This is a genomic window from Mycobacterium sp. 852002-40037_SCH5390672, assembly GCF_001665875.1.
GTDB lineage: Bacteria > Actinomycetota > Actinomycetes > Mycobacteriales > Mycobacteriaceae > Mycobacterium.
This window is the reverse complement of the sequence record NZ_LZTA01000067.1, coordinates 25,469-48,849: the sequence shown is the minus strand read 5'-3', so window position 1 is coordinate 48,849 and position 23,381 is coordinate 25,469. Positions and strand designations below refer to the sequence as shown.

24 protein-coding genes and 1 tRNA gene are annotated in these 23,381 nt (G+C 65.1%); 14 read left to right on the top strand and 11 right to left on the bottom strand.

The genetic code is table 11. The features are described 5' to 3' along the window. The first annotated feature begins 35 nt into the window (after positions 1 to 35). On the top strand, positions 36 to 179 hold the full coding sequence (locus A5782_RS26465; RefSeq protein ID WP_197694190.1) for a hypothetical protein: 144 nt from the start codon (positions 36 to 38) through the stop codon (positions 177 to 179). Positions 180 to 203: 24 nt separating this feature from the next. Here the strand turns inward: A5782_RS26465 and A5782_RS10545 are convergent, their stop codons facing one another. The 6 genes from A5782_RS10545 to A5782_RS10520 all read right to left on the bottom strand — a co-directional run bounded on the left by A5782_RS10545 (position 204) and on the right by A5782_RS10520 (position 4,481). Beyond that, on the bottom strand, positions 204 to 515 hold the full coding sequence (locus A5782_RS10545) for a DUF2694 family protein (protein ID WP_067099107.1): 312 nt from the start codon (positions 513 to 515) through the stop codon (positions 204 to 206). Continuing rightward, a complete protein-coding gene (locus tag A5782_RS10540; RefSeq protein ID WP_067099104.1) occupies positions 512 to 829 on the bottom strand; it encodes an ESX-1 secretion-associated protein in 318 nt (105 codons plus the stop codon). The genes A5782_RS10545 and A5782_RS10540 overlap by 4 nt, the downstream gene beginning before the upstream one ends. Before the next feature lie 50 nt (positions 830 to 879). Continuing rightward, positions 880 to 2,328, bottom strand: a complete 1,449-nt coding sequence (locus A5782_RS10535; protein ID WP_067099102.1) for a DUF4226 domain-containing protein — start codon at positions 2,326 to 2,328, stop codon at positions 880 to 882. Positions 2,329 to 2,463: 135 nt separating this feature from the next. After that, positions 2,464 to 2,826, bottom strand: coding sequence for a DUF4226 domain-containing protein (locus tag A5782_RS10530; protein ID WP_067099099.1), 363 nt, complete (start codon positions 2,824 to 2,826; stop codon positions 2,464 to 2,466). A 48-nt stretch (positions 2,827 to 2,874) separates the two neighbouring features. Continuing rightward, complete coding sequence (locus A5782_RS10525; RefSeq protein WP_067099096.1) at positions 2,875 to 3,699, bottom strand: C40 family peptidase; 825 nt, start codon at positions 3,697 to 3,699, stop codon at positions 2,875 to 2,877. Then, entirely contained in the window at positions 3,696 to 4,481 is a 786-nt protein-coding gene (locus A5782_RS10520; RefSeq protein WP_067099092.1) for a helix-turn-helix domain-containing protein, read from the bottom strand. Before A5782_RS10520 ends, A5782_RS10525 begins: the two co-directional genes overlap by 4 nt. Before the next feature lie 143 nt (positions 4,482 to 4,624). Between A5782_RS10520 and A5782_RS10515 the strand changes: the two genes are divergently transcribed. From A5782_RS10515 to A5782_RS10500, 4 genes are all read left to right on the top strand, one after another. Next, positions 4,625 to 5,041, top strand: coding sequence for a WhiB family transcriptional regulator (locus tag A5782_RS10515; protein ID WP_067099089.1), 417 nt, complete (start codon positions 4,625 to 4,627; stop codon positions 5,039 to 5,041). Positions 5,042 to 5,134: 93 nt separating this feature from the next. Next, positions 5,135 to 6,517, top strand: a complete 1,383-nt coding sequence (locus A5782_RS10510; protein ID WP_067099085.1) for an acyl-CoA dehydrogenase family protein — start codon at positions 5,135 to 5,137, stop codon at positions 6,515 to 6,517. A 59-nt stretch (positions 6,518 to 6,576) separates the two neighbouring features. Continuing rightward, positions 6,577 to 7,557 carry a pirin family protein gene (locus A5782_RS10505; RefSeq protein WP_067099082.1) on the top strand — a complete coding sequence of 327 codons (981 nt, stop codon included), beginning with the start codon at positions 6,577 to 6,579 and terminating at the stop codon, positions 7,555 to 7,557. Further along, positions 7,554 to 7,883, top strand: a complete 330-nt coding sequence (locus tag A5782_RS10500) for a GNAT family N-acetyltransferase (protein ID WP_067099080.1) — start codon at positions 7,554 to 7,556, stop codon at positions 7,881 to 7,883. Before A5782_RS10505 ends, A5782_RS10500 begins: the two co-directional genes overlap by 4 nt. 456 nt (positions 7,884 to 8,339) lie before the next feature. On the opposite strand, the gene A5782_RS10495 is transcribed toward A5782_RS10500, so the two are convergent. Beyond that, positions 8,340 to 8,771, bottom strand: a complete 432-nt coding sequence (locus A5782_RS10495) for a hypothetical protein (RefSeq protein WP_067099078.1) — start codon at positions 8,769 to 8,771, stop codon at positions 8,340 to 8,342. A gap of 1 nt (position 8,772) precedes the next feature. Then, on the bottom strand, positions 8,773 to 10,614 hold the full coding sequence (locus A5782_RS10490; protein ID WP_067099076.1) for a hypothetical protein: 1,842 nt from the start codon (positions 10,612 to 10,614) through the stop codon (positions 8,773 to 8,775). 460 nt (positions 10,615 to 11,074) lie between these two features. On the opposite strand from A5782_RS10490, the gene A5782_RS10485 reads away from it, so the two are divergent. Beyond that, a complete protein-coding gene (locus A5782_RS10485) occupies positions 11,075 to 11,572 on the top strand; it encodes a DinB family protein (RefSeq protein ID WP_082942872.1) in 498 nt (165 codons plus the stop codon). Positions 11,573 to 11,636: 64 nt separating this feature from the next. Continuing rightward, complete coding sequence (locus A5782_RS10480) at positions 11,637 to 11,993, top strand: nuclear transport factor 2 family protein (protein ID WP_067099074.1); 357 nt, start codon at positions 11,637 to 11,639, stop codon at positions 11,991 to 11,993. A gap of 41 nt (positions 11,994 to 12,034) precedes the next feature. Here the strand turns inward: A5782_RS10480 and A5782_RS10475 are convergent, their stop codons facing one another. Beyond that, positions 12,035 to 12,472: an Imm63 family immunity protein gene (locus A5782_RS10475; RefSeq protein ID WP_067099071.1), complete on the bottom strand. Its 438-nt coding sequence runs from the start codon at positions 12,470 to 12,472 to the stop codon at positions 12,035 to 12,037. A 103-nt stretch (positions 12,473 to 12,575) separates the two neighbouring features. After that, a tRNA-Leu gene (locus A5782_RS10470) sits at positions 12,576 to 12,658 on the bottom strand. Positions 12,659 to 12,910: 252 nt separating this feature from the next. Here A5782_RS10470 and A5782_RS10465 point away from each other — a divergent pair. The 7 genes from A5782_RS10465 (at position 12,911) to pknB (ending at position 22,710) form a co-directional block, all read left to right on the top strand. Continuing rightward, entirely contained in the window at positions 12,911 to 14,575 is a 1,665-nt protein-coding gene (locus tag A5782_RS10465; RefSeq protein ID WP_067099068.1) for a DUF3662 and FHA domain-containing protein, read from the top strand. Positions 14,576 to 14,699: 124 nt separating this feature from the next. After that, complete coding sequence (locus A5782_RS10460) at positions 14,700 to 15,167, top strand: FHA domain-containing protein (RefSeq protein WP_007771646.1); 468 nt, start codon at positions 14,700 to 14,702, stop codon at positions 15,165 to 15,167. Beyond that, positions 15,164 to 16,672 carry a PP2C family serine/threonine-protein phosphatase gene (locus A5782_RS10455; protein WP_067099065.1) on the top strand — a complete coding sequence of 503 codons (1,509 nt, stop codon included), beginning with the start codon at positions 15,164 to 15,166 and terminating at the stop codon, positions 16,670 to 16,672. Before A5782_RS10460 ends, A5782_RS10455 begins: the two co-directional genes overlap by 4 nt. Further along, positions 16,669 to 18,078 (top strand): FtsW/RodA/SpoVE family cell cycle protein, encoded by a 1,410-nt coding sequence (locus tag A5782_RS10450; protein ID WP_067099062.1) that lies wholly within the window; start codon positions 16,669 to 16,671, stop codon positions 18,076 to 18,078. The genes A5782_RS10455 and A5782_RS10450 overlap by 4 nt, the downstream gene beginning before the upstream one ends. Then, positions 18,075 to 19,553, top strand: coding sequence for a D,D-transpeptidase PbpA (pbpA, locus tag A5782_RS10445; protein ID WP_067099059.1), 1,479 nt, complete (start codon positions 18,075 to 18,077; stop codon positions 19,551 to 19,553). The genes A5782_RS10450 and pbpA overlap by 4 nt, the downstream gene beginning before the upstream one ends. Further along, entirely contained in the window at positions 19,550 to 20,833 is a 1,284-nt protein-coding gene (locus tag A5782_RS10440; protein WP_067099056.1) for a serine/threonine-protein kinase, read from the top strand. The genes pbpA and A5782_RS10440 overlap by 4 nt, the downstream gene beginning before the upstream one ends. Next, positions 20,830 to 22,710 carry a Stk1 family PASTA domain-containing Ser/Thr kinase gene (gene pknB, locus A5782_RS10435; RefSeq protein ID WP_067099053.1) on the top strand — a complete coding sequence of 627 codons (1,881 nt, stop codon included), beginning with the start codon at positions 20,830 to 20,832 and terminating at the stop codon, positions 22,708 to 22,710. The genes A5782_RS10440 and pknB overlap by 4 nt, the downstream gene beginning before the upstream one ends. Here the strand turns inward: pknB and A5782_RS10430 are convergent. Further along, entirely contained in the window at positions 22,688 to 23,374 is a 687-nt protein-coding gene (locus tag A5782_RS10430; protein ID WP_067099050.1) for an aminodeoxychorismate/anthranilate synthase component II, read from the bottom strand. The two genes, pknB and A5782_RS10430, sit on opposite strands and share 23 nt — an antisense overlap. Positions 23,375 to 23,381 lie beyond the last annotated feature (7 nt).

The window sequence follows — 23,381 nt, the reverse complement described above, 5'->3', positions numbered from 1 at the left end:
TTGTGCGGTCGCAAGGCCCTGGGTAGCGTAGGGACATGGCTGATTCTGCACTGCAGCAGCAACTCGACGAGGTGCGCGCTTTGCTCGCTCGCGCGCGAGAGTTGTTCGGCCCCAATCCGGTCGAGCCGCCGTCTGGCATCGCTCCCGATCCCAACGTCGCTAAGCCGTGGCTACGCTAGGCCGGCAGCTCGCCTGACAGCCGTCTAGATCGCGCCGTTACGGCGGCGCAGTTTGTGCGCCAGCAACTTCTCGATGGCCGCATCGAGATCTCGCGGCGTCGGAACCTCCACGGACGGGGTGTGCCCGGCCGCGACGATCTCGTCGCGTATCTCCAGCAACGCTTTGAGGCATGACACGTCGGCGGTAAGCAGAATGCCCTGCGCCAGCGTCTCGGCGTCGGTTTCCATCGCCTCTTCGCTCAGCGCGACGCTGTGCATATAGCCACCGCGGCAAGAGCGGACAAGGATGTGTCCACTCGGGTGAACAGTGTCGAAAGCGGGATTCGCGTCGGTCATCGACCGCGGTCGACGATGTCGCCGAACTTCCCTGCCGCCTCCTGCTCGTGCTGTTCCCACATCGCCGCCGAATCGGTCAGTTTGTCGGCCAAATCGGCGTGGTCGGCAGCTTGCTGCTCATAACACTGGCGTCGAAGCTCCAACAACTCACGGCCCGCGTCGCGCAGTTCACTGAAGATCGGCCCGAGCGAATCCAGGCTCTCTTGGATCGCGGCGTGCGAGGACGGAACGGTGCGCAAATACTCCGAAGTGTCCTGGTGGTGCGCGGCAGCCTGACGTAGGTGCGCAGGCACTACATGGATCGAATCTGCCATCCGCTGTCTCCTGTTGACGACTGCCGGTTGTGCCGGCGAGTTCATTTTTGTCAGGTGGTCGACGAGGTCGCCGGCCGGGTAGGTGTCGGTGGGTCAGGCTTGGCCGGCGTCGCTACTGCCGCGGTCGCCGCCGGCGGATGCTCCCAGCCTAGGAAGCCCGGCCCGCTCACGGTGGCAATGTGTTGAATTTGGCCATCGAGTAGCGCCTTGCCTGGGCTCAGGGCGAGCGCGTGGCGATCGGTGAACATCCCGATATCGCCGGGAGTCACCTGCAGGGCGTCGATGGGATCGGGGACCGCGGTTCCCGGTGGGGGAAGAGTCATGCCCTGCTGTTGGAAGGCCTCCGCGATCGGGGTGCCGCCGACCGCCGCCTTGATCGCCGCTGCCAACTGTGGACTGGCAGCGGTCAACGTCTCCCCGTCGGGCAAGGTCACCGGTGTGGGACCGGCCGCCGGCTCCTCGGACGACGTGCCCTGCTGGTCGTTGGTCCCGTCGTCGGCCTCGTTCGAAACATCCTGCGCGCCCGGGTCCTGGCCTTGGTCGCCCGGCAGGTCCTCATCGGCGAGATCGTCCAGAGCCGGATCGGTCCCGTCGCCGCCCCGCAGTCCCGAGAGAAGGCCACCGGGCCCTTCCCAACCGGCCATCGATGCAGGCAGAGAGCCCAGCCCCGGGAGTGACCCGCCACCAAAGGTGGGCATGGCGGGCGCCACCGACTGCGGCGGGGCGGGTGGCGCGGCGACCGCGGCAGGATCCATCCCCGCGACATCCCCAGACAGCAGCCCGTCATCGTCGCCCAACAAGGAGTCCAGCAGCGGATCCCATTCGCTGTCGGGATCATCGGCCGCGGGTGCATCACCAACCGGCACCGCGGCTCGCGGCTGTTCGCCCGAAGATTTCGGTTCGCCTTTTGAGGCGTCATACAGCGACGTCCAGGCGGCCATCAGCGCTGACTTCGACGTGTCATCCAGGCTGGCATTCAGGACGACCTCGCGAATGTCTCGGAGCTTGCCGATGAGAAACCGCTGAAAGTCACGCGCTCCCGCCGGCGTGTCCAGGTCTGACCTGATCCGTACCGCGGCTTCGGTTTCGTGCTGCAACTTGGTGAGGGCTTCTCTGCCGTCAACCGCACGCAGGTGCGCGTTCAGGATGGCCGAGACCACCTGCATGTCCAGCTGCGAGCTCGCCGAGTTCTGTTGCGCGAGAGCCGCTTCAGCGTGGGCGATGGCGTCCGCCGCTTCGCCTGTCTCGCGATCCGGCGGCGGCGGGGTTTCGTCGGAGGGCCGACTCGCGGGTGGGTTGGCCGTTGTTCCGGCGCCGAATACGCCCGCGTGTTGTTGGCGGATCTTGCGCAAGATTGCTTCGACCTGTTCGGGGCGGGTAGTCGGGGTGATCACAGCGGTCACTTCGGCCGGCGCCAATCCCGTCTGCCACGCGTTCGGATCACCGGTGCGATCTCGGACGTATTTGACCGCGGCAAGCAAATCGTCATACGCCGACATCAGCCAGACAGGCCGCGCCGCAGCTTGCTCGAACGCTGCTGCGGGAAATAACGCGACCCCTCCATGTCCGGCGACGGTACTCACGCGCATAGCTGTCGACAATTCACTCTGCTGCACGGTGTGGACTAGTTCTGACTAGCCGCTATCGGCTGCGTACTGGGCCCGAAGGCTGTGCAACACAGCTTTTTTCGCGCGATCGAATTCGCGCACCTCGGCCACAACCGACGCGATCTCACGTTGCTTGGCCATCAGGAACTTCTGAAATTCACGCGCTCCCATGGGTGTATCCAGGGCAAGGTCCGCCTGGTTCACCGTCGCGCGGTCGATCTGCTCGGCGATGGAGTCCAGTCGCCTGACGCTCTCGCGCGCTGCCTCGTGAGCGCTCGTCAGCACATCGGTCAGCACGCGGTCGGCTTCGGATGCGGCGCCGTGCTGACTCGCCAGCGCGGACCGCCGCGCCTCGACGGCCTCTAACGAGGGTCCGGGTTGTTCCGGCATCGGCTCACCCTATTCGTCGTGCCCGCGTCGCCGGGCGGTCTTGGCTGGTCATATCGGTCGACGGATCGCAACGTTGTTGGCCAGTCGGCTTATTCGCACCGATGCACCCGAATAGGGCGCTTCCACAACCAGGTTGTTCCCGATGGCCAGCTGCACGTGACCGGCGTGCGGAAACACCAGATCACCGGGTCGCACCTGAGAACGCGGCACCGCAACGCCGTCGTTGATCTGCTGATACGTGGTGCGATCCAGGTGAATACCCGCCTGCGCGTAGCTCCACTGAACCAGTCCGGAACAGTCGAACTGGTCGGGTCCGGTCGCGCCCCACACATATGGTCGGCCCAGCCGAGACAACGCGGCACGCACCGCCAATGCGGCGCGGTCGCCGGGCAGCCCCCGCAGTCCTGATAATCCCAGCCGACGGATCCGATAACGCAAGGCCAGCAGTTCCGCGTGGCGCCGTCGCGCACGCAAGCGCGCCGACACGACGTGCGTCCGCTGCGCCCGCAGGCGAGTCGCGCGGCGCCGCATCGCCTCTCGCTGCGCCAATGGCGTCGTCGGGATAGTGGCGGCATCCGCGCGGGCCGCGTCCAGGACGCTTCGGGTCACGTCGCGGGCCTGCGCTCGATCGCGATGCGCACCGGCGATGATGTCGGTCGCCGCGGCGTCGGTGCCGGCCGCCGCCGTGAGGTGTTGGCGACTGTGGTCCACCGCGAGTTGGTAACCGCCGTGCGCCAGTGTGTTGCTCAACCGCGCGGACCGTTGCAACACGTTGCGGTAATGCCCGGTGCCGGCGTCCAGGGACGACGGCTCGGTGCTGCCGGCGAATAGTTGATGGGCACGGCTCAACGCCTCGACTTCGGTTTGACTCACGATGCCCCCTCGTCGTCGTGTTGGCTTGCCCCTTCTTGGCTGGACTCGACGGCAGCGGTGAAGGCACGCACACGGGGGAGCGCACCCGGGGCGATGGCGCCGCGATTGCGGATGTCCCACATCTCCTCGACATCGACGCCGATCAATGCGGAGATGATGGACTCTGGCAGCGACGACTGCGCACATGCCCGGTCGAAGCGTGCGCTCAGGCTGCTCGGCATCCGCTTCAACAATGCCGTGCGCGTCGCCTCCAAGGCCTGCAGATGCTCCATCAGCCGGTCGGTGGAGTCGGCGCCGGCGTTCACCGCCACCCGCCAGGAGCTGGCGGCGAGCATCTCGGCCTTCACGCACTGCGCGATCACAGACAGAATATACGTCTCATATTCGTTTGATGTTGTCGCGGGCAATCGATCGATGACGGATTTGAGGGCATCGAGCTGCGCTTCGGCATAGCCTTCCAGCACTTCTGTGTCGCTATGACGGTCAACCACCACCGGTCCGGTGCGCCGCGCGGGCAGGGGGGCCGGCGGCTGCGCAGCCATCAGACGCGCCAGCTCGGCGTCCGGATCGGCGGCCACCAACAGCCGCGAATAGGTGCCCGGCGGCAGACCAAGGCCGTTTTCAATCTTCTGAACTGTGCTTTTGTGAGGTTTGCGGGCACCACGTTCGAGAAAGCTCAGTCCCATGATGCTGACCCCGGTCGCGGCGGCGAGGTCGGCTAGTGACCAATCGCGTGATTCGCGCAGCGCGCGGATAGCCGCACCGGCCGATTCACGGGTCACCGCACGCTCCGGCCATGGGCCGGATATTACACAGCCGCGGTGGGCGATATCGATATATACGTTTCTGTCACGTTTCTCTTGCGCCGCCGGCCTCTGTCTGTATACGCTTCTATCTACGTTTCACGCTCGACAAGGAGACCGACATGGGACACCCCTGTGCAGCCAATCCGGAACTTTGGTTCGGCTACCCCGACGACGACGGTGGTGACGGCGCCGCGAAGGCGCGCGCATACGAGCGGTCGGCCACCGAGGCGCGGATCCAGTGCCTGCGCCGCTGCCCGCTGGCCCAACAGCGCCGCTGCGCCGCCCATGCGATCGCGCACCGCGAGGAGTACGGGGTGTGGGCCGGCGTGAAGCTGCCGGGCGGCCAATATCGCAAGCGTGACCAGCTCGCTCACGCCCACGACGTCCTGCGACGTATCGCCTCCGGCGAGATCAATGCCCGACAGCTGCCCGAGAACGCGGCGCTGCTGGCGCGCCACGAACACGAGGCGGTCGCGGTGGCCGCAGTCGTGCTGCACCTGCCGCTGGCGCAAGTCAAACCCCGTTCCGCTGCCTGACATTTCGCCGAAATCCGTGGCGGCAGTTTGCTGAGCGGGGCAACGGGGTAGTCGGGGTCGGCAAGAGCAGTCTGTCGACCCAGAGGCGCACCTATGACGTTCGACCTGACCCCGACAGCAGCACAGCACGATCTCGCACGGCGCACGCACGAGTTCGCCGAATCCGTAATACGCCCAGTAGCGCTCGACTACGACCAGCGACAGGAGTTTCCCTGGGCCGTGCTGGAGGAGGCGGCCAAGCACGGTTTTTACAGCCCGCTGTTTTACCGCGATTTGATCGGTGATCCGACCGGCATTTCCCTACCGATGTTCATGGAGGAGCTGTTCTGGGGCTGCGCCGGGATCGGCTTGGCCATCGTCATGCCGGCGCTGGCACTGTCAGCGATCGGCCAGGCCGCCTCACCGGAGCAGATGCTGGAGTGGGCGCCCGAATGTTTCGGCACGCCAGGAGATCTCAAGCTTGCCGCCCTGGCCATCTCCGAGCCCGAAGGCGGCAGCGATGTGCGCAATCTGCGTACCCACGCGCGACGCGACGGTGACGACTGGATCATCGACGGCCACAAGATGTGGATCGGCAATGGCGGCATCGCCAACGTGCATGTGGTCAACGCGGTGGTCGACGAGGAACTTGGCCATCGCGGTCAGGCACTGTTCGTGGTGCCGGGCGGCACACCCGGCCTGAAGCTGGTGCGGAAGCTCGACAAGCTGGGTTGCCGGGCTTCTCATACTGCCGAGTTGCTCTTCGAAGGTGTGCGCGTTCCGGCAGCCAATTTGCTTGGCGGACAAGAAAAACTCGAACACAAACTCGCCAAAGCCAGGGAAGTCGTGGCGGGTGGAAGGCGCTCCGGCTCAGCGACATTGGGCACCTTCGAGCAGACCCGGCCCATGGTCGCCGCGCAGGCCATCGGAATCGCACGCGCGGCGCTCGAATATGCCACCGCGTACGCGACCGAGCGCGAGGCCTTCGGCGGACCCATCATCGACAACCAGGGCATCGCATTTCCGCTGGCGGAACTGGCCACGCAGATCGACGCCGCCCGGCTACTCACCTGGCGTGCGTCGTGGATGGCGGCCAACAATGTTCCCTTCGAACGGGGGGAAGGTTCGATGTCGAAGATGGCTGCCAGCGAAGTCGCGGTGAAGGCCACCGAACGCGCGATCCAAACCATGGGCGGCTGGGGTTACATCACCGATCATCCGGTTGAGAAATGGTATCGGGATGCCAAGCTGTACACCATCTTTGAGGGAACCAGCGAGATCCAGCGGATGGTCATCTCGAACGCGCTGGGTGCCGCTGTCGGGACCCCGCCGCTGCATGTGGTGCTCGAGCCGTCCGGGGGACCGCTGAACCGGGTCTTCGGGCGAGGCACCCCGCTGCGATCGCGGGCCGCCGACACCGCCCTGTCGATGCAAGACCGCGTGCCCGAGCCCGTCATGCGGCTGGCCATGAAAGTGCTGCGGCCCCCGCGCAAGTAAGCAGGCGGGGGTACGGTCGCGGATGACCCGCTGTTATCGGGCGCGACGGAAGGTGAAAGATGAGCAACCTTGAAGCTGCGCCGGCCGAAGTCGCTTGCGCTGCTTCACAACACCTAGACACCGCGACGATGGTGGAGGTGCTGTATCCACGAGAAGTTCCGTTGGGCGGCCCCAGGGCGATCCGGGTTCAACGTACGCTGCCGCAACGACAACGCTCGCTCATCGGGGCGTGGTGTTTCATCGATCATTACGGCCCGGTTGCCGCGAGGATGGACGTCCCACCGCACCCCCATACGGGACTACAAACCGTCAGCTGGTTGTTCAGTGGGGAAGTGGAGCACCGCGACAGCGCCGGCGTGCACGCGGCCGTTCGGCCCGGCGAGCTGAATCTGATGACCGCGGGGGCTGGCATCTGCCATTCGGAAGTGTCGGTTGACTCCGCCCTGTTGCACGGTGTCCAGCTCTGGGTCGCGCTGCCCGCATCCCATCGCGACACCGGTAGAGACTTCGCCTATTACACGCCCACCCCCTTGGCATTGCGGGGCGCGGAAGTGCGGGTCTTTCTCGGCGAGCTGGCCGGAAGCAGGTCACCGGTGCCGACATTCACGCCGTTGCTGGGTGCCCAGATCGACCTCGACGCTGGGGCCGCGCTGGACATCGACGTCGACCCAACGTTCGAACACGGGGTGCTTTGTGACGCCGGGACAGTGCGCGTGGATGGGACCGCCCTCACGATCGCTGAGTTGGCATACCGAGGCCCCGGTCAGACCCGGTTGCACGTGGACAACGCGGGAGACGGACCTGCCCGGTTGCTGCTGCTCGGCGGCACGCCGTTCACCGAAGAGTTGGTGATGTGGTGGAACTTCGTCGGACGAAGCCACCAGGACATCGTCACCTATCGCCGACTGTGGGAAGACGCCGACGACCGATTCGGCGCCGTTCAGGGATACCGGGGGAAACTCACCCGGCTGCCCGCCCCGCCGCTGCCGACCGCTCGGCTGCGGCCCCGACCTACACCGCAAAGAAAGGGAAGCACATGACAACCGATAAGACCGGCGCCGAAGCCACGGTCAGCCTCCAGGACGGGAAGTACACGATTGCCGTCGAGGGCAAGACGGTGGGGCTCGCCGATTTCGCCGACCGCGGCGACCAGCGCGTCTTCTACCACACTGAAATCGATCCGGCGTATGGCGGACGTGGGCTGGCGACAATCCTGGTCGAGGAGGCGCTCAACGAGGCGCGCGACGAGGGCAAGCGCATAGTTCCGGTGTGCTCGATGATCGGCACGGTGCTCAAGAAGCATCCCGAATTCGACGACATCACCGACCCGGTCACTCCGGAGATTTCGCAGTGGGTGCGCTCGTAGAAGGAAGGCTAAGGAAGCGTACCTGGCCCGTTGAGTACCGAAAACCGCCGCTGCGTAGTACCGCGAACGCCTTCAGTTATCGGAATCCCCTCAACGCCTGTTATGACCCAGCGCCTACACCGGGCCTGGGGGCTGCGCCCGATGATGCCTCCAGCACTGTCGGCCCAAGTCCAAATCAGTAGTTTTCAGCTAGCTCGAAGCTAGAAAGGTCCGCGTCACAGGTGGCTCTGTGCCCGGTCATCGACGGTGTCGACCATCCACAAGTCACGATGATGGCAGGTCGGCAGGTTAATCGTTCGAACAAATACGGTTCGCAATCATGCATTGGTAGAGATGCGCGTTTTGCCGCCACCCATCCCGGATCCGCGCTCATACCAGCGTGCTGACATGCACTTCAACTGCGCCATTAGCTATTCTTGCCAACAGTTCCTGATAAAATTGGTAGCTGGGGTGCAGCTAGCTGACTTCGTCTGGTTTCGGCCATCCCCACCTTTTTGATGAATTCGAGCGGCGTAATGTCGCCAGCTCGTCGCAAACGCGCGCTACAGTCGGCTTGTCCGCGAATAGCCGCTCGACACGGTTCAGGTTCGTCGACAGCCAATTGGCCTGGTCTACGGCTAGGTCCCCGACCGCGTCGTCGCCGCCGTCCAAGTACTGACGGACGAGTGAAAGCGCAAACCAATCGGAGCCATCTTGGAATACTGGTACTGCTGTGAAGTAGATGATACCGCGGTCGTTAACGACATCCCATTTGAGCTGCTCGCTGGAAAATGAAATCGATGCGTCGATATCCGCGAGGCCCCGGGTAGACGAATCTGTGATTCTATACCTGGGGTCGAGGTAAAGAAAGCTGACGTACTGAACGATGAATTCTAATAATGCTTTCAAACTAGTCTCCGATCTTGGGGGGTATTAGGGTATAGCCGTCGATTACTTGGTACCCGTGCGCCTTCAGGTAGCTGAGCTCGGCCGCCGTATACGTATTGTCTAAGACCCTATCGAGAGAAGTCGACAGTCTAATAGTGTCCCGATTTGCGATTGCAATGTCGAGGACATGCTGGTTGGCAGCGAGTCGCTCAATAGGTGTGGACGAATTCCATGCGTCCCCGATGTCGAAGTAACTTGCGCCCCGCTGTTGAGCGACGTCGATGTACGAAGGGCCCCCCAACGGGTTTTGATACGGTCCCAGGACGGTTTCGCCACTGCCGGTCAGATGTTGTTCGGAAAGCACTCGCAGCTCGGGTGGCATGTAGTTGAGTGGGTTGTCCAGGTGGAATTCCGGATGGGCTGGATCAACGACTGGTACCGGGCTGTCGGGCACCGGCGCTACGTGAGGTCCTGCGGGCGCATGGTCGACGGGTACGTCGGCCGGTGGCGTGTGCTCGACCAGGGGTGGCTCAAGAGGGTGGGTACCCGGGACGGGTTCTCCGGGTAGTGGGGCATGAGAATTCAGGTTCTGCTCGGCGACTTGAAAGTGTTCCTCGGCCCCGGCCAGTGCGCGAGGGAACACGTTGTCGGCTGTCAGACCCTCCAACATTTCGCGGCTGAAGAGCATCTTCACGCCTTGTACAAGCGCCGCGCCGCCCGCCTTGAGTTCCGGCGCTCCGGCCGCCAGGGTAATGGCGGTAAACAGCGGTTCGGAGGTGGCTTCCACCTGCCCGGGATCCGGTGTGCGCAGGCCGGTCAACCTGCCGCCGTTGAAGGTGTAGTACGTGCCGGTGGCTTGGTCGAAGAATTCACCGGCGCCGTTCTTCAGCTGACCGAAAGCCTGTACGGACTGCCCGTTGACGTTGTAGGTGAACATGAAATGCCCGTCGGGGGTGACGCTCACGGACGCGGGGTCAATGCTGTTGTAATCGGGAATCTTGCCCAGGTCGTCGAGGGCATGCGCAAGATCGGCCTTGAGCTTGGGCAGCCGGGCGTTGGCGGCCTCGGCTTCCGGTGAGCCCGGGCCGTGGGTATAGACGTCGGCCATGGCTTTATTGATTGCGTCCTGCGCGGCACGCACTTTCGCCATTTGGTCCACGACGGCCTGATTGGTGACTTGGCGAATGTCAGCCAATGCGGCCTGTTGGGCTGGTGACGCCGGGGCGACACCGTCAGCGTCGGCGCCATGGAGGGGAGCACCGTCATATCCCTCGGCGTGGAGGTTATTCAGCGATTTCTGAAGGCCATCGGAGTAGCCGTTGCGAATCGACTGCAATGCGGCGAGCGCCGACTTGGTGTCACGAAGGGCGTCGTCCTCACAAGTGTTGATGAAGGCATGCACCGCGTCCTTATCCGCCGCGGTGAGACTTTTGTCGTTGTTCAACAGGTTGACGGCGTCGGCAACCGAGTCCGAGATGCTCTTCAACTGAGCATCCAAGGTGGCGATCCGCGCTGCTCCGGCTTTTTGCGCGTCGGCCAACGCCGCGGCGATGTTTTCCAGGTCCGCACCGATCTTCGGCAGCTGTAAAGACTGCGCCCCCAGCGATTTCACCACCCGCTGCACTTCGTCAGAGTCGTTGATCGGATGGCCGCCATCCTGGTGATTCCAGGCAGCTTCGAACCGGGTGCGGGCTTGCTCGAAAGCATTGTCGGACTCCGCAGTGCATCGGCCCGCGCGATGAAAAGCCCTCGCTAGATTGGAAATCTGCAGCGGGCTGCCAGCCTGCAGACTTGCATTGATCGCCCAGGGGTCGCCACCAGCTTCAGCAACCAGCGCCTTCTCATCTATGTAAGGAAGTCCCATGGCACCGTCGATGGCTACCTAGCCGCACGCGTCACCCCGCAGAACGTGCGGCATGCATCCGCACAGAACACAGGCGTCCCGTGGTGACACGCATTTCCAACCCCTTCCAAGCTGCCCATAAGGGTACTAATGCGTAGACAGCGGTCAATTCACTAGAAACTTCACATCTGTAGCTGCCGGCGGGCCTCGAGTCGTCTGAGCTTGCCCGACGAGGTACGGGTACGCCATCGACTTGTCCTGCTACCTGTTCGATTTCGGTCTGGGTTGTGTCATCGTCGTGGCGCGCCAAAAGGCCTCCCGCTCAGGACCGACTATTTGCCGCCTGTCGCGTCCACTGTGACCGCCGCCGTATCCGTCTATTCACCAACGGCCACAACAGCTTCCGAGGCTGCCGTATCGGCCTCGGACGGCTAGCCATCTTCGCGCGAATGCCGAGGAACTGGTCTGGAACAATGGTCCCGTGGCGGACCACTGCGCGGAATGCGGTTTTACCTACGACCTGCGGCGAGCAACAACCGCTGCCGACGACATCTGCGCCCAGGCAGCCGAAGTTGGTGCGCTTCTGTGTAATAACGACATCGACGTCCGGCGGCGTTCACGGCCCGACGTATGGTCTGCGCTGCAATACGCCTGCCATCTGCGAGATGTGCTACTCGTGCAGCGCGAGCGGGTGCTCGCGGCGCGGCGGGTAGATGGCGCCGACTGCGCCTCCATGGGTCGCGAGGAGCGCGCCGAGCACGACGGTTACAACGAGCAGGACCCGGTTGGGGTCGCTCGTCAACTCACCGACGCCGCAACGCTATTCAGTAATGTGCTGGCTCGGCTCTGCGCCGATGACTGGGATCGCACCGTTGTCTATCACTACCCCGAGACCAGTGAGCGGTCGTTGCGCTGGGTTGCGGTACACACCGCGCACGAACTGCAGCACCACCTCGCCGACATTCGCCGCCAACTATGACCCGAGCCGGCGTGCAGTGGGAAATCGCTGAGCCGCTGAATCCCCGGCGCTACAGTTTCCGACCATGAACGTCGATGCGGCCGCGTTCAGCGAACGGTGGGTGCGTAACTGGAACGCTCACGACGTCGAAGCCGTGCTCGCCGACTTCCATGACGACGTCGTGTTCACCTCGCCGGTAGCAGCCAAACTCTTCCCGGAAACGCGGGGCGTCGTCCGCGGTAAGGCAGCGTTGCGGCAGTACTGGACCGAGGCCGTCGCACGCATCCCAGATCTCCGGTTCTCTGTAGAAGGCGTCTACCAAGGCATCGACACGGTCGTCATCGCGTACCGCAACCAGAACGGCGACCTGGTCAACGAGGTCTTGGGCTTCCGGGACGGCGCGATCATCGAGGGCCACGGGACCTATCGGGTGTCCGACTGACCAAGGCGCGGGCCGCAACCGATCGCGTTCCAGCGGGCCGATCAGGCGTTTCGTTCGGTGATGTCCGGCAACAGCTCGATATCTTCGTGTCGGCCCCAACGCCGGAGGCTGTCCGCGGTTTCGCGTACGCAGCGCTTGGCCCAACGCGGGTTCAGCCCATTCAGCAGCTCATATTGCTTGGCCCACAACAATATGCGCGAGTCCTGGTGTTCTGGGCTATGGACGGCGGAGAACGATCCGCCGACGTCGAAAGCGATGTCTTTCGCGAACCAGTAGAGCGCCTCATCGATGTCGCCGACACGGTCGAACTTCTGTCTGCCGCGCTCCCAGTAGTCGTAGTGATATCTGCCGTCGTCATCGATGTAGATGTTGCGGTCGTCATCCTTCAACACGACGCCGACCTCGATTGGTGGGGCGTTCAACGTTGCGGCGAGGCGATTAACTTCGGACTGCAGCTGGGCCGTCTTGTGATCGACCATGGCGCCCGACTTTACGCACTCAGCGCGGCGCCACATTCATCCCTACCAACACGAGGGTCACGACCTCTTTCGAGGCCGTGACCTTTCGTAGAACCGCACAGTGTGGGCGAAGGGGGACTTGAACCCCCACGTCCCGAAGGACACTGGCACCTGAAGCCAGCGCGTCTGCCATTCCGCCACTCGCCCGGAAAAACAACCGGTGGACCATATCACTCTAATGGCCCCCTTCCCGAACCGCCGCAGTGGGGCCAAAGCCGTCCCGCATCATGCGCTCGGTGGTCGGCACGACTCTGAGCTGGGCTGATGCGGTTCTCACTATTTCGAAAGTGCCGCAGCGCGGCGATGTCCCGATACCATTCGGAAGTGATCCAGCACCGAGGTGATTCGTTTGCCGTCCACCGGCAATACCTCATGGCAAGTGCATGCGAACGGTAGGACATGGGTAGCCAACGGGGGCTCGTTGCGCGGATCGAGCGCAAATTGGAGGCGGCGGTGGACAACGCCTTCGCCCGGGTATTCGGTGGATCGGTCGTTCCGCAAGAGGTCGAAGCCCTGTTATGCCGCGAAGCGCGTGATGGCGTCCGGAAGCTTCACGGAAACCGCCTTTTGGCCCCCAACGAATACATCATTACCCTCGGTATGCACGACTTCGAGAAGGCGAGCGCCGATTCGGATCTCACGTCAGGCGCTTTCGCGAGGTACTTGGCTGACTACATCCACGAACAGGGGTGGCAAACGTATGGTGAGGTGGTCGTCCGGTTCGAGCAGTCGTCGAACCTGCGCACCGGACAGTACCGCGCCCGTGGTGCTGTCAACCCTGATGTCCAGCCCCGCCCGACGGTCGACGACTCCGTCCGGCCACAATCAAATAACGCGTTCGGCGAAGAACGAGGAGTAGCAGCGATGACTGACAATTCTGGCTACCGCGGGGCTCAGGGGCCGGGGCGGCCCGGCGACGAGTACTACGACGACCGCTACGGCCGTCCGCAGGACGACGCGCGCGGCGGCTCGGAGCCGCAGGGGGCGCCCGAGCAGCGGGGTGGATATCCACCAGAACAGGGCGGCTACCCGCCCCAACAGGGCTACCCACCGCCGCGCCATCCTGAGCAGGGCTACCCGGAGCAAGGCGCTTACCCCGAGCAAGCGCATGGCGGCTACCCCCCTTCGCAGGGCTACCCGGAACAAGGCGGATATCCGGACCAGCGCGGCTACCCCGACCAACAGGGTCAGGGCTATCCCCCTCAGCCCCCTCAGCAGGGCTATCAAGACCAGCGCGGCTACCCCGAGCAGGGACAGGGCGGCTATCCGCAGTCGTACGAGCAACGTCCACCCGCGCCCGGCGGCTATGGCGGCCAGGGCTACGACCAGGGGTACCGCCAAGGTGGGGGCTACGGCCCTCCCGGCGGCCAGCAGGGCGCTGGTCAGCAGGGCTACGGCGGATACGGCGATTACGGTCGCGGTCCGGCCCGCCAGGACGAGGCCGGCTACGCTCCGCCCGAACAGCGACCCGCGTACCCCGATCAGGGCAGTGGCGGTGGTTACGACCAGGGCTACCAGCAAGGCGGGGGATACGGGCGGCAGGACTACGGCTCTCCCGAGTACACCCAGTACTCCGAGCACGCGCAGGGCGGAACGTACGGCGGTCAGGGCACTGGCTACCCGGAGGCCGCCGGCCCCGAGTACGAGTACGGCCAGCAGGCGGAATACGGCCAGCCGGCCGACTACGGGCAGCCCGCCGACTATGGGCAGCCCGCCGACTACGGCCAGCCCGCGGGTGGCTACGGCGGCTACGGCCAGGGCGGCTACGGCGCCGGCGGAACCACAATCACCCTTCAGCTCGACGACGGCAGCGGCCGCACCTACCAGCTGCGTGAGGGCTCCAACATCGTGGGCCGCGGCCAAGATGCTCAGTTCCGGTTGCCCGACACCGGCGTGTCACGGCGTCACCTCGAGATCCGCTGGGACGGACAGGTCGCGCTGCTCTCGGATCTGAACTCGACCAACGGCACCACGGTGAACAATGCACCGATCCAGGAGTGGCAGCTGGCCGACGGTGACGTGATCCGCTTGGGCCATTCGGAGATCATCGTCCGAATCCACTAAGCCACTGGGCTTAACGCTGCCGTGCTTCGCCCCGTGTCGACCGCCGTCCAAGTATCGTGACGTAGCCGATGTGCTCGGAGTCACGGGCACCAGGGATGCGACGCTAGGACGGAAAGGACGCCAGATGCAGGGACTGGTACTGCAGCTGACGCGCGCCGGATTTTTAATGCTGCTGTGGGTATTCATCTGGTCCGTGCTGCGGATCCTTCGGACCGACATCTACGCGCCCACCGGTGCTGTCATGGTGCGACGGGGATTGGCTCTGCGCAGCACGCTGCTGCCGTCGCGTCAGCGCCGGCACGCGGCCCGCTACCTGGTGGTCACCGAAGGCGCGCTGGCGGGCGGACGCATCACCCTCAGTGGACAGCCGGTGTTGATCGGGAGGGCCGACGACTCCACGCTGGTGCTCACCGACGACTATGCCTCGACGCGGCACGCCCGGCTGTCTCAGCGCGGCTCGGAGTGGTACGTCGAGGATCTAGGATCGACCAACGGTACTTACCTTGACAGGGCGAAGGTGACGACTGCGGTACGAGTTCCAATCGGAACGCCGATTCGAATCGGCAAAACGGCGATCGAGTTGCGCCCGTGACGCTGGTCCTGCGATATGCCGCGCGGAGTGATCGCGGCCTGGTGCGCTCCAACAACGAAGACTCGGTCTATGCCGGCGCACGACTGCTCGCGCTCGCCGACGGCATGGGTGGTCACGCCGCCGGCGAGGTGGCATCCCAGCTGGTGATTGCCGCGCTGGCCCACCTCGATGACGACGAGCCCGGTGGCGATCTGCTGGCCAAGCTCGACAATGCGGTGCGGTCGGGCAACGCCGCGATCGCCGCACAGGTCGAAGCCGAACCCGAGCTTGAGGGGATGGGCACCACCCTCACCGCGATCCTGTTCGCGGGCGACCGCATCGGGATGGTGCACATCGGCGACTCGCGGGGCTACCTGCTGCGCGACGGCGAGCTGACCCAGATCACCAAGGACGACACGTTCGTCCAAACCTTGGTCGACGAGGGTCGGATCACACGGGAAGAGGCCCACAGCCACCCGCAGCGCTCGTTGATCATGCGCGCGCTGACCGGTCACGAGGTCGAGCCGACGCTGACCATGCGCGAGGCGCGCGCCGGTGACCGCTATCTGCTGTGCTCCGACGGGTTATCGGATCCGGTGAGCGACGAGACCATCCTCGAGGCGCTGCAGATCCCCGACGTCGCCGAGGCCGCCTACCGCCTCATCGAGTTGGCGCTGCGCGGCGGCGGTCCGGACAACGTGACCGTCGTGGTCGCCGACGTGGTGGATTACGACTACGGCCAGACCCAGCCGATTCTCGCCGGCGCGGTGTCGGGTGACGAGGATCAAATGACCCTGCCCAACACCTCGGCCGGACGCGCCTCAGCGATCCGGCCGCGCGACGAGTCCGCCAAACGCGTTGCACCGCAACCGGAAACACCGAGTCGGCCGCGCTGGTCGCGCCGGAAGATGTCGGTCGCCGTCGCGCTGGCGGTGCTGTTGGTATTCGCGGGCCTCACCGTCGGTTGGTGGGTCATTCAGCGCAACTACTACGTCGCGGAATACAGCGGCAGGATCTCCATCGTCCGCGGAATTCAGGGAACCCTGCTGGGCGTCCCGCTGCAGGAGCCCTATCTGGTGGGCTGCCTCAACACCCGCAATGAGCTATCCCTGGTCAGCTACGGGCAATCCGCGGGCCACTCCAATTGCCAGCTGATGACGCTGCAGGACCTGCGCCGTCCCGGACAAGTCCAAGTTCAAACCGGACTGCCCGGCGGGAGCCTGGACCAGGCCGAATCGCAGCTGCGGCAACTGTTGGCCGAATATCTGCTGCCGATCTGTCCGCCCCCGCGCGCCACCTCTCCGCCGGGGGCGCCGAGCACCCGCAGCGGAACACCCGAATCCGGCACCCCAGCATCGCCAGCACCACCGACCACCAGCTCTTCGAGCGCCAGCCCCTCACCGAGCACGAGCGCCAACGGCCCCGCGAATTCTGCGCCGGCAGGTCCGACGACCACGTCGCAGACAGTGACCGCGCTTCCCGGGCCGCCACTTCAACCGGGCATCGATTGCCGGACGGTGGCATGACGACACAACTTCAGCCGCCGGTCGCGGTCACGCCCCCGTTGCCTACCCGGCGCAATGCCGAGTTGTTGCTACTGGGCTTCGCCTCACTGATCACCGTCGCCGCGCTGCTGATAGTCGAAGCCAACCAAGAGCGCGATCTGCACTGGACCGCAATCAGTTACGGACTGGTCTTCCTTGTCGTCTTCGGGTCGGCGCACATGGCCATCAGACGCTTCGCGCCCTATACGGATCCGCTGCTGTTGCCGATCGTGGCATTACTCAACGGCCTTGGACTGGTGATGATTCACCGGCTCGATCTGGTCACCAATCAGCTCAGCGGCCGGCACCACCCCAGCGCGACCCAGCAGATGCTGTGGACCCTGATCGGCGTGGTGACCTTCTCCCTGGTGGTCACGTTCTTGAAAGACCATCGGCAACTGGCACGCTACGGCTACATCTGCGGACTGGTCGGTCTGATCTTCCTGGTGATTCCCGCCCTGTTGCCCGCATCGCTGTCCGAACAGAACGGCGCCAAGATCTGGATTCGCTTGCCCGGCTTCTCAATTCAGCCCGCCGAGTTCTCCAAGATTCTGCTGCTGATCTTCTTCTCGGCGGTGCTGATCGCCAAGCGGGGTCTGTTCACCAGCGTCGGCAAGCATTTCATGGGTTTGACCCTGCCCCGCCCACGTGACCTCGCGCCCCTGTTGGCGGCGTGGGTGATCTCGGTCGGCGTGATGGCCTTCGAAAAAGACCTTGGCACTTCGCTATTGCTGTATACGTCGTTTCTGGTGGTGGTCTACCTCGCCACTCAACGCTTCAGCTGGGTGGGGATCGGCCTGGTGCTGTTCGTCGCGGGAAGCGTTGTCGCGTATTACATCTTCGCTCACGTTCGGGTGCGGGTGCAGATGTGGTGGGACCCGTTCTCCGATCCCGACGGCAGCGGCTACCAGATTGTCCAGTCGCTGTTCAGCTTCGCCACCGGCGGAATCTTCGGCACCGGACTCGGTAACGGTCAGCCCGACACCGTGCCCGCCGCCTCGACCGACTTCATCATCGCCGCGTTCGGCGAAGAGCTTGGGCTGGTGGGCCTGGCCAGCATCCTGATGCTCTACACGATCGTCATCGTGCGAGGTATGCGCACGGCAATCGCCACCCGCGACAGCTTCGGCAAGCTGCTGGCCGCGGGTCTGGCGTCGACGTTGGCCCTTCAGCTGTTCATCGTCGTCGGCGGGGTAACCCAGCTCATACCGCTGACCGGGTTGACCACCCCGTGGATGTCCTACGGCGGCTCGTCCTTGCTGGCGAACTATGTGCTGCTGGCCATCCTGGCGCGCATTTCGCACAGCGCCCGTCGTCCCTTGCGCACCCGCACCCGCAACGAGCCGTCGATCGCGGCGGCCGGCACCGAGGTGATCGAGAAAGTATGAACGCCTCCCTGCGCCGGATCTCGGTGACCGTGATGGCGTTGATCGTGTTGCTGTTGATCAACGCCACGATGACGCAGGTCTTCGCCGCCGACTCGCTGCGTGCCGACCCGCGCAACCAGCGGGTCCTGCTCGACGAGTATTCGCGCCAGCGCGGCCAGATCGTGGCCGGCGGTCAACTGTTGGCCTATTCGGTCGCCACCGATAACCGGTACCGCTTCCTACGGGTCTATCCCAACCCCGCGGTGTACGCGCCGGTCACGGGTTTCTACTCGCTGCGCTATTCCAGCACGGGGCTGGAACGCGCCGAGGATCCGCTGTTGAACGGCTCCGACGAGCGGCTGTTCGGGCGCAGGCTTGCCGACTTCTTCACCGGTCGCGACCCGCGCGGCGCGACCGGTGACACCACGATCAAGCCGCGGGTCCAGCAGGCCGCCTGGGACGGTATGCAACAGGGCTGCGGCGGTCCGCCATGCAAGGGCGCGGTCGTTGCCCTCGAGCCGTCGACCGGCAAGATTTTGGCGATGGTGTCATCGCCGTCCTATGACCCCAACCTGCTGTCGTCGCACGATCCCGACGTGCAGGCGCAAGCGTGGCAGAAGTTGCGCGACGACCCCAACAATCCGCTGACCAACCGTGCCATCTCGGAGACCTACCCGCCCGGATCCACCTTCAAGGTGATCACCACCGCGGCCGCGCTGCAGGCCGGCGCTTCGGACACCGAGCAGCTGACCGCCGCCCCCTCCATTCCGCTACCCAACAGCACCGCAACTCTGGAGAACTACGGTGGGGAGTCGTGTGGAAACGAGCCGACGGTGTCTTTGCAGCGGGCCTTCGCCCTGTCCTGCAACACCGCGTTTGTCCAGCTCGGCATCCTCACCGGGTCGGACGCGCTGCGCAACATGGCGCACTCGTTCGGGCTGGACAGCACGCCCAGCGTCATCCCGCTACAGGTCGCGGAATCAACCGTCGGGATCATTCCGGACGCCGCGGCTCTGGGAATGTCGAGCATCGGCCAGAAGGATGTCGCTATGACGCCCCTGCAGAACGCCGAGGTCGCCGCGACCATCGCGAACGATGGGGTGACGATGCAGCCCTACCTGATCGACAGCCTCAAGGGGCCCGACCTGACCACCATTAGCACCACGGCACCGTATGAGCAGCGGCGCGCCGTGTCGCCGCAGGTCGCCGCTAAGCTAACAGAGCTGATGGTCGGCGCCGAGAAGGTCGCACAGCAGAAAGGGGCCATTCCCGGCGTGCAGATCGCATCGAAGACTGGTACCGCAGAGCATGGCGGCGATCCGCGGCACACACCGCCGCACGCGTGGTACATCGCTTTCGCGCCCGTACAGACCCCGAAGGTCGCCGTGGCGGTGTTGGTGGAGGATGGCGCCGACCGCCTGTCCGCGACGGGGGGTGCACTCGCCGCGCCGATCGGACGGGCTGTGATCCAGGCCGCGCTACAGGGAGGACCATGAGCCCGCGAGTTGGTGTGACGCTGTCTGGCAGATACCGCCTGCAGCGCCTGATCGCCACCGGCGGAATGGGCCAGGTGTGGGAGGCCGTAGACAGCCGGCTGGGCCGACGCGTCGCGGTCAAGGTGCTCAAACAGGAGTTCTCCCAGGACCCGGAGTTCATTGAGCGGTTCCGCGCCGAAGCGCGTATCTCGGCGATGCTGAATCACCCGGGGATCGCCGCCGTCCACGACTACGGCGAAAGCCAGCTGGACGGGGAAGGCCGGACCGCCTACCTGGTGATGGAGCTGGTCAACGGTGAGCCGCTGAACTCGGTGCTCAAGCGCACCGGCCGGCTGTCGCTGCGGCACGCATTGGACATGCTCGAGCAGACCGGCCGCGCTCTGCAGGTGGCGCACGCGGCCGGTTTGGTGCACCGCGACGTCAAACCGGGCAACATCTTGATCACCCCGACCGGTCAGGTGAAGATCACCGACTTCGGTATCGCCAAGGCGGTGGACGCAGCGCCGGTGACCCAGACGGGGATGGTGATGGGCACCGCGCAGTACATCGCACCCGAGCAGGCCCTCGGCCACGACGCCAGCCCGTCCAGCGATGTGTACTCGCTGGGGGTTGTTGGCTACGAGGTTGTTTCGGGTAAGCGGCCGTTCACCGGTGACGGCGCCCTGACGGTGGCGATGAAGCACATCAAGGAACCGCCGCCGCCGCTGCCCGCGGAGCTGCCGCCCAACGTGCGCGAACTCATCGAGATCACGCTGGTGAAGAACCCCGCGATGCGGTACCGCAGCGGGGGACCGTTCGCCGACGCCGTGGCCGCGGTGCGCGCGGGGCGTCGTCCGCCGCGGCCCAGCGCGACACCGCCTGCCGGCCGGGCGTCGCCGGCGGCCATTCCGTCCAGCCCGACCACCCGCGCAGCCGCGGTGTCTCCGGCCCGAACCGCTGCGCCCCGCCGGTCGCGGCCGACCACCGGCGGACACCGGCCGCCGCCGGCCCGGCGGACGTTCTCCTCGGGTCAGCGGGCGCTGTTGTGGGCCGCAGGGGTTCTCGGCGCGCTGGCGATCATCATCGCGGTGCTCATCGTCATCAATTCGCGGGCCGACCAGCAGCAGCAACCACCCACTGTGACCGACACCGGGACCCCACCCGCGTCGGCGCCGCCGCCGAGCAAGACGCCGAGCGGTTCCGGGGCCCAGCCCGGCATGCGGCTTAATTGGCCGGATGACGGGACAATAGGGACTTCCGGCTTTCACAACGTGCCGGCCCGACACGGAACACCGCAATGACCACGCCGCAACACCTGTCCGACCGCTATGAACTGGGCGAAATCCTCGGCTTCGGGGGTATGTCCGAGGTTCACCTGGCCCGCGACGTCCGCTTACATCGCGATGTCGCGGTCAAGGTGCTGCGGGCGGATCTGGCCCGCGACCCCAGCTTCTACCTTCGCTTCCGGCGCGAGGCGCAAAACGCCGCCGCGTTGAATCACCCGTCCATCGTCGCCGTCTACGACACCGGCGAGGCCGAGACCCCCACCGGGCCGCTGCCCTACATCGTCATGGAGTACGTCGACGGGGTCACCCTGCGCGACATCGTGCACACCGACGGTCCGCTGCCACCGCGCCGGGCCATCGAAATCATCGCCGACGCGTGCCAGGCGCTGAACTTCAGCCACCAGAACGGCATCATCCACCGCGACGTCAAACCGGCCAACATCATGATCAGCACCACCAACGCGGTCAAGGTGATGGACTTCGGTATCGCCCGGGCCATCGCCGACAGCGGCAACAGCGTCACCCAGACGGCTGCGGTGATCGGCACCGCGCAGTATCTCTCGCCCGAGCAGGCCCGCGGCGAGTCCGTCGACGCGCGCTCCGATGTGTACTCCTTGGGATGCGTCCTCTACGAAATCCTCACCGGGGAACCGCCTTTCACCGGTGACTCGCCGGTTGCTGTTGCCTACCAACATGTTCGAGAAGACCCGGTCCCTCCGTCGCAGCGGCACGAAGGCATCGCCCCCGAGCTCGACGCCGTCGTGCTCAAGGCGCTGGCGAAGAACCCCGACAACCGCTATCAGACGGCGGCGGAAATGCGGACCGATCTGATTCGGGTGCACAACGGCGAGAAACCCGAAGCGCCGAAGGTGCTCACCGCCGCCGACCGCAGTTCACTGTTGTCGTCCAATACCGGCAACGCCGGCCCGACGCGGACCGATCCGTTGCCGCGTCAGGTTCTCGCCGACGCGGGCGAGGACCGCAGCGTCGGTTCGGTCGGCCGCTGGGTTGTCGCGGTGGCAGCGCTGGCCATCCTGACGATCGTTGTTGTCATTGCTTTCAACACGTTCGGCGGCGGTGCCCGTGATGTGCAGGTGCCCGACGTGCGCGGGCAGGTGTCCGCCGACGCCATTGCGGCGCTGCAGAACCGCGGATTCAAGACCCGCACCCTGCAAAAGCCGGATTCGACGATCCCGCCCGATCACGTCATCGGTACCGACCCGGGTGCCAACGCGTCGGTCAATGCGGGCGACGAGATCACCATCAACGTCTCCACCGGACCCGAACAGCGCGAGGTGCCCGACGTGTCCTCGCTCAGTTACTCCGACGCGGTCAGCAAGCTCAAGGCCGCCGGATTCAGTAAGTTCAAGCAGGCCAACTCCCCGTCGACCCCGGAATTGCTGGGCAAGGTGATCGGGACCAACCCGCCGGCCAACCAGACGTCGGCGATCACGAATGTCGTCACCCTCATCGTCGGCTCCGGACCGGAAACCAAGCAGGTTCCCGATATCGCGGGCCAGACCGTCGACATCGCGCAGAAGAACCTGACCGTCTACGGCTTCAGCAAGGTCACCCAGGTGCAGGTCGACAGTACCCGCCCGGCCGGTGAGGTAATCGGCACCAATCCGCCTAAGGGACAGATGGTTCCGGTGGATTCGGTGATCGAGCTGCAGGTGTCCAAGGGCAATCAGTTCGTCATGCCCGATCTGTCCGGCATGTTCTGGACCGACGCCGAACCGCGGCTACGCGCGCTGGGCTGGACGGGAATCCTGGACAAGGGCGCCGACGTCGATGCCGGCGGCTCCCAGTCCCATCGGGTGGTGTATCAGAACCCGCCGGCCGGCGCCGGGGTCAACCGGGACGGCATCATCACGCTGAAGTTCGGTCAGTAGCCGTCGGGTCGGCGGGGAAATACGGTCGCACCGCGGCGTGCACGTCATTCTCGAGCCGGCGCACCAGCGTGTCATCACGCTCCCACCCGCAGTCCGCGAGCCAGTTCGCCAGCATGCGATGCCCGCCCTCGGTGAGGATCGACTCCGGGTGGAACTGGACACCGTGAATCGGTAACTCGGTATGCCGCACGCCCATGATCACCCCGCTTTGAGTGTGGGCCGTCACCTGCAGCACCGGCGGCAGCGACTCGGGCAGGATGGTCAGCGAGTGGTACCGGGTCGCCGTGAACGGATCCGGAAGTCCTTGCAGCACACCACTATTGGTGTGGTGGACGCTGCTGGTCTTGCCGTGCAGCAATTCGGGGGCGCGGTCGACGGTGGCACCGAATGCTACGCCGATGGCCTGGTGCCCCAGGCAAACCCCGAGCAGCGGAGTCCGCTCGGCGGCACACGCGCGGACCATCCCGATCGACGCGCCCGCGCGCTCCGGGGTGCCCGGTCCCGGACTGAGCAGCACGCCGTCGAACTGGCGGGCCACGGCGGCCTGGTCGGAGAGCCGGGCGTCGTCGTTGCGCCAGACTTCAGCGTCCACACCCAGCTGACCGAGGTACTGCACCAGGTTGAACACGAAGCTGTCGTAGTTGTCGACAACCAGGATCCGCATCGTGCCA

Bases quoted from the DNA above. Each gene is read 5' to 3' on its own strand.
- A5782_RS26465 (WP_197694190.1), top strand. From the start codon at position 36: ATGGCTGATTCTGCACTGCAGCAGCAACTCGACGAGGTGCGCGCTTTG.
- A5782_RS10545 (WP_067099107.1), bottom strand. From the start codon at position 515: ATGACCGACGCGAATCCCGCTTTCGACACTGTTCACCCGAGTGGACAC.
- A5782_RS10540 (WP_067099104.1), bottom strand. From the start codon at position 829: ATGGCAGATTCGATCCATGTAGTGCCTGCGCACCTACGTCAGGCTGCC.
- A5782_RS10535 (WP_067099102.1), bottom strand. From the start codon at position 2,328: ATGTCGGCGTATGACGATTTGCTTGCCGCGGTCAAATACGTCCGAGAT.
- A5782_RS10530 (WP_067099099.1), bottom strand. From the start codon at position 2,826: ATGCCGGAACAACCCGGACCCTCGTTAGAGGCCGTCGAGGCGCGGCGG.
- A5782_RS10515 (WP_067099089.1), top strand. From the start codon at position 4,625: ATGGGACACCCCTGTGCAGCCAATCCGGAACTTTGGTTCGGCTACCCC.
- A5782_RS10510 (WP_067099085.1), top strand. From the start codon at position 5,135: ATGACGTTCGACCTGACCCCGACAGCAGCACAGCACGATCTCGCACGG.
- A5782_RS10505 (WP_067099082.1), top strand. From the start codon at position 6,577: ATGAGCAACCTTGAAGCTGCGCCGGCCGAAGTCGCTTGCGCTGCTTCA.
- A5782_RS10500 (WP_067099080.1), top strand. From the start codon at position 7,554: ATGACAACCGATAAGACCGGCGCCGAAGCCACGGTCAGCCTCCAGGAC.
- A5782_RS10490 (WP_067099076.1), bottom strand. From the start codon at position 10,614: ATGGGACTTCCTTACATAGATGAGAAGGCGCTGGTTGCTGAAGCTGGT.
- A5782_RS10480 (WP_067099074.1), top strand. From the start codon at position 11,637: ATGAACGTCGATGCGGCCGCGTTCAGCGAACGGTGGGTGCGTAACTGG.
- A5782_RS10475 (WP_067099071.1), bottom strand. From the start codon at position 12,472: ATGGTCGATCACAAGACGGCCCAGCTGCAGTCCGAAGTTAATCGCCTC.
- A5782_RS10465 (WP_067099068.1), top strand. From the start codon at position 12,911: ATGGGTAGCCAACGGGGGCTCGTTGCGCGGATCGAGCGCAAATTGGAG.
- A5782_RS10460 (WP_007771646.1), top strand. From the start codon at position 14,700: ATGCAGGGACTGGTACTGCAGCTGACGCGCGCCGGATTTTTAATGCTG.
- A5782_RS10450 (WP_067099062.1), top strand. From the start codon at position 16,669: ATGACGACACAACTTCAGCCGCCGGTCGCGGTCACGCCCCCGTTGCCT.
- pbpA (WP_067099059.1), top strand. From the start codon at position 18,075: ATGAACGCCTCCCTGCGCCGGATCTCGGTGACCGTGATGGCGTTGATC.
- A5782_RS10440 (WP_067099056.1), top strand. From the start codon at position 19,550: ATGAGCCCGCGAGTTGGTGTGACGCTGTCTGGCAGATACCGCCTGCAG.
- pknB (WP_067099053.1), top strand. From the start codon at position 20,830: ATGACCACGCCGCAACACCTGTCCGACCGCTATGAACTGGGCGAAATC.
- A5782_RS10430 (WP_067099050.1), bottom strand. From the start codon at position 23,374: ATGCGGATCCTGGTTGTCGACAACTACGACAGCTTCGTGTTCAACCTG.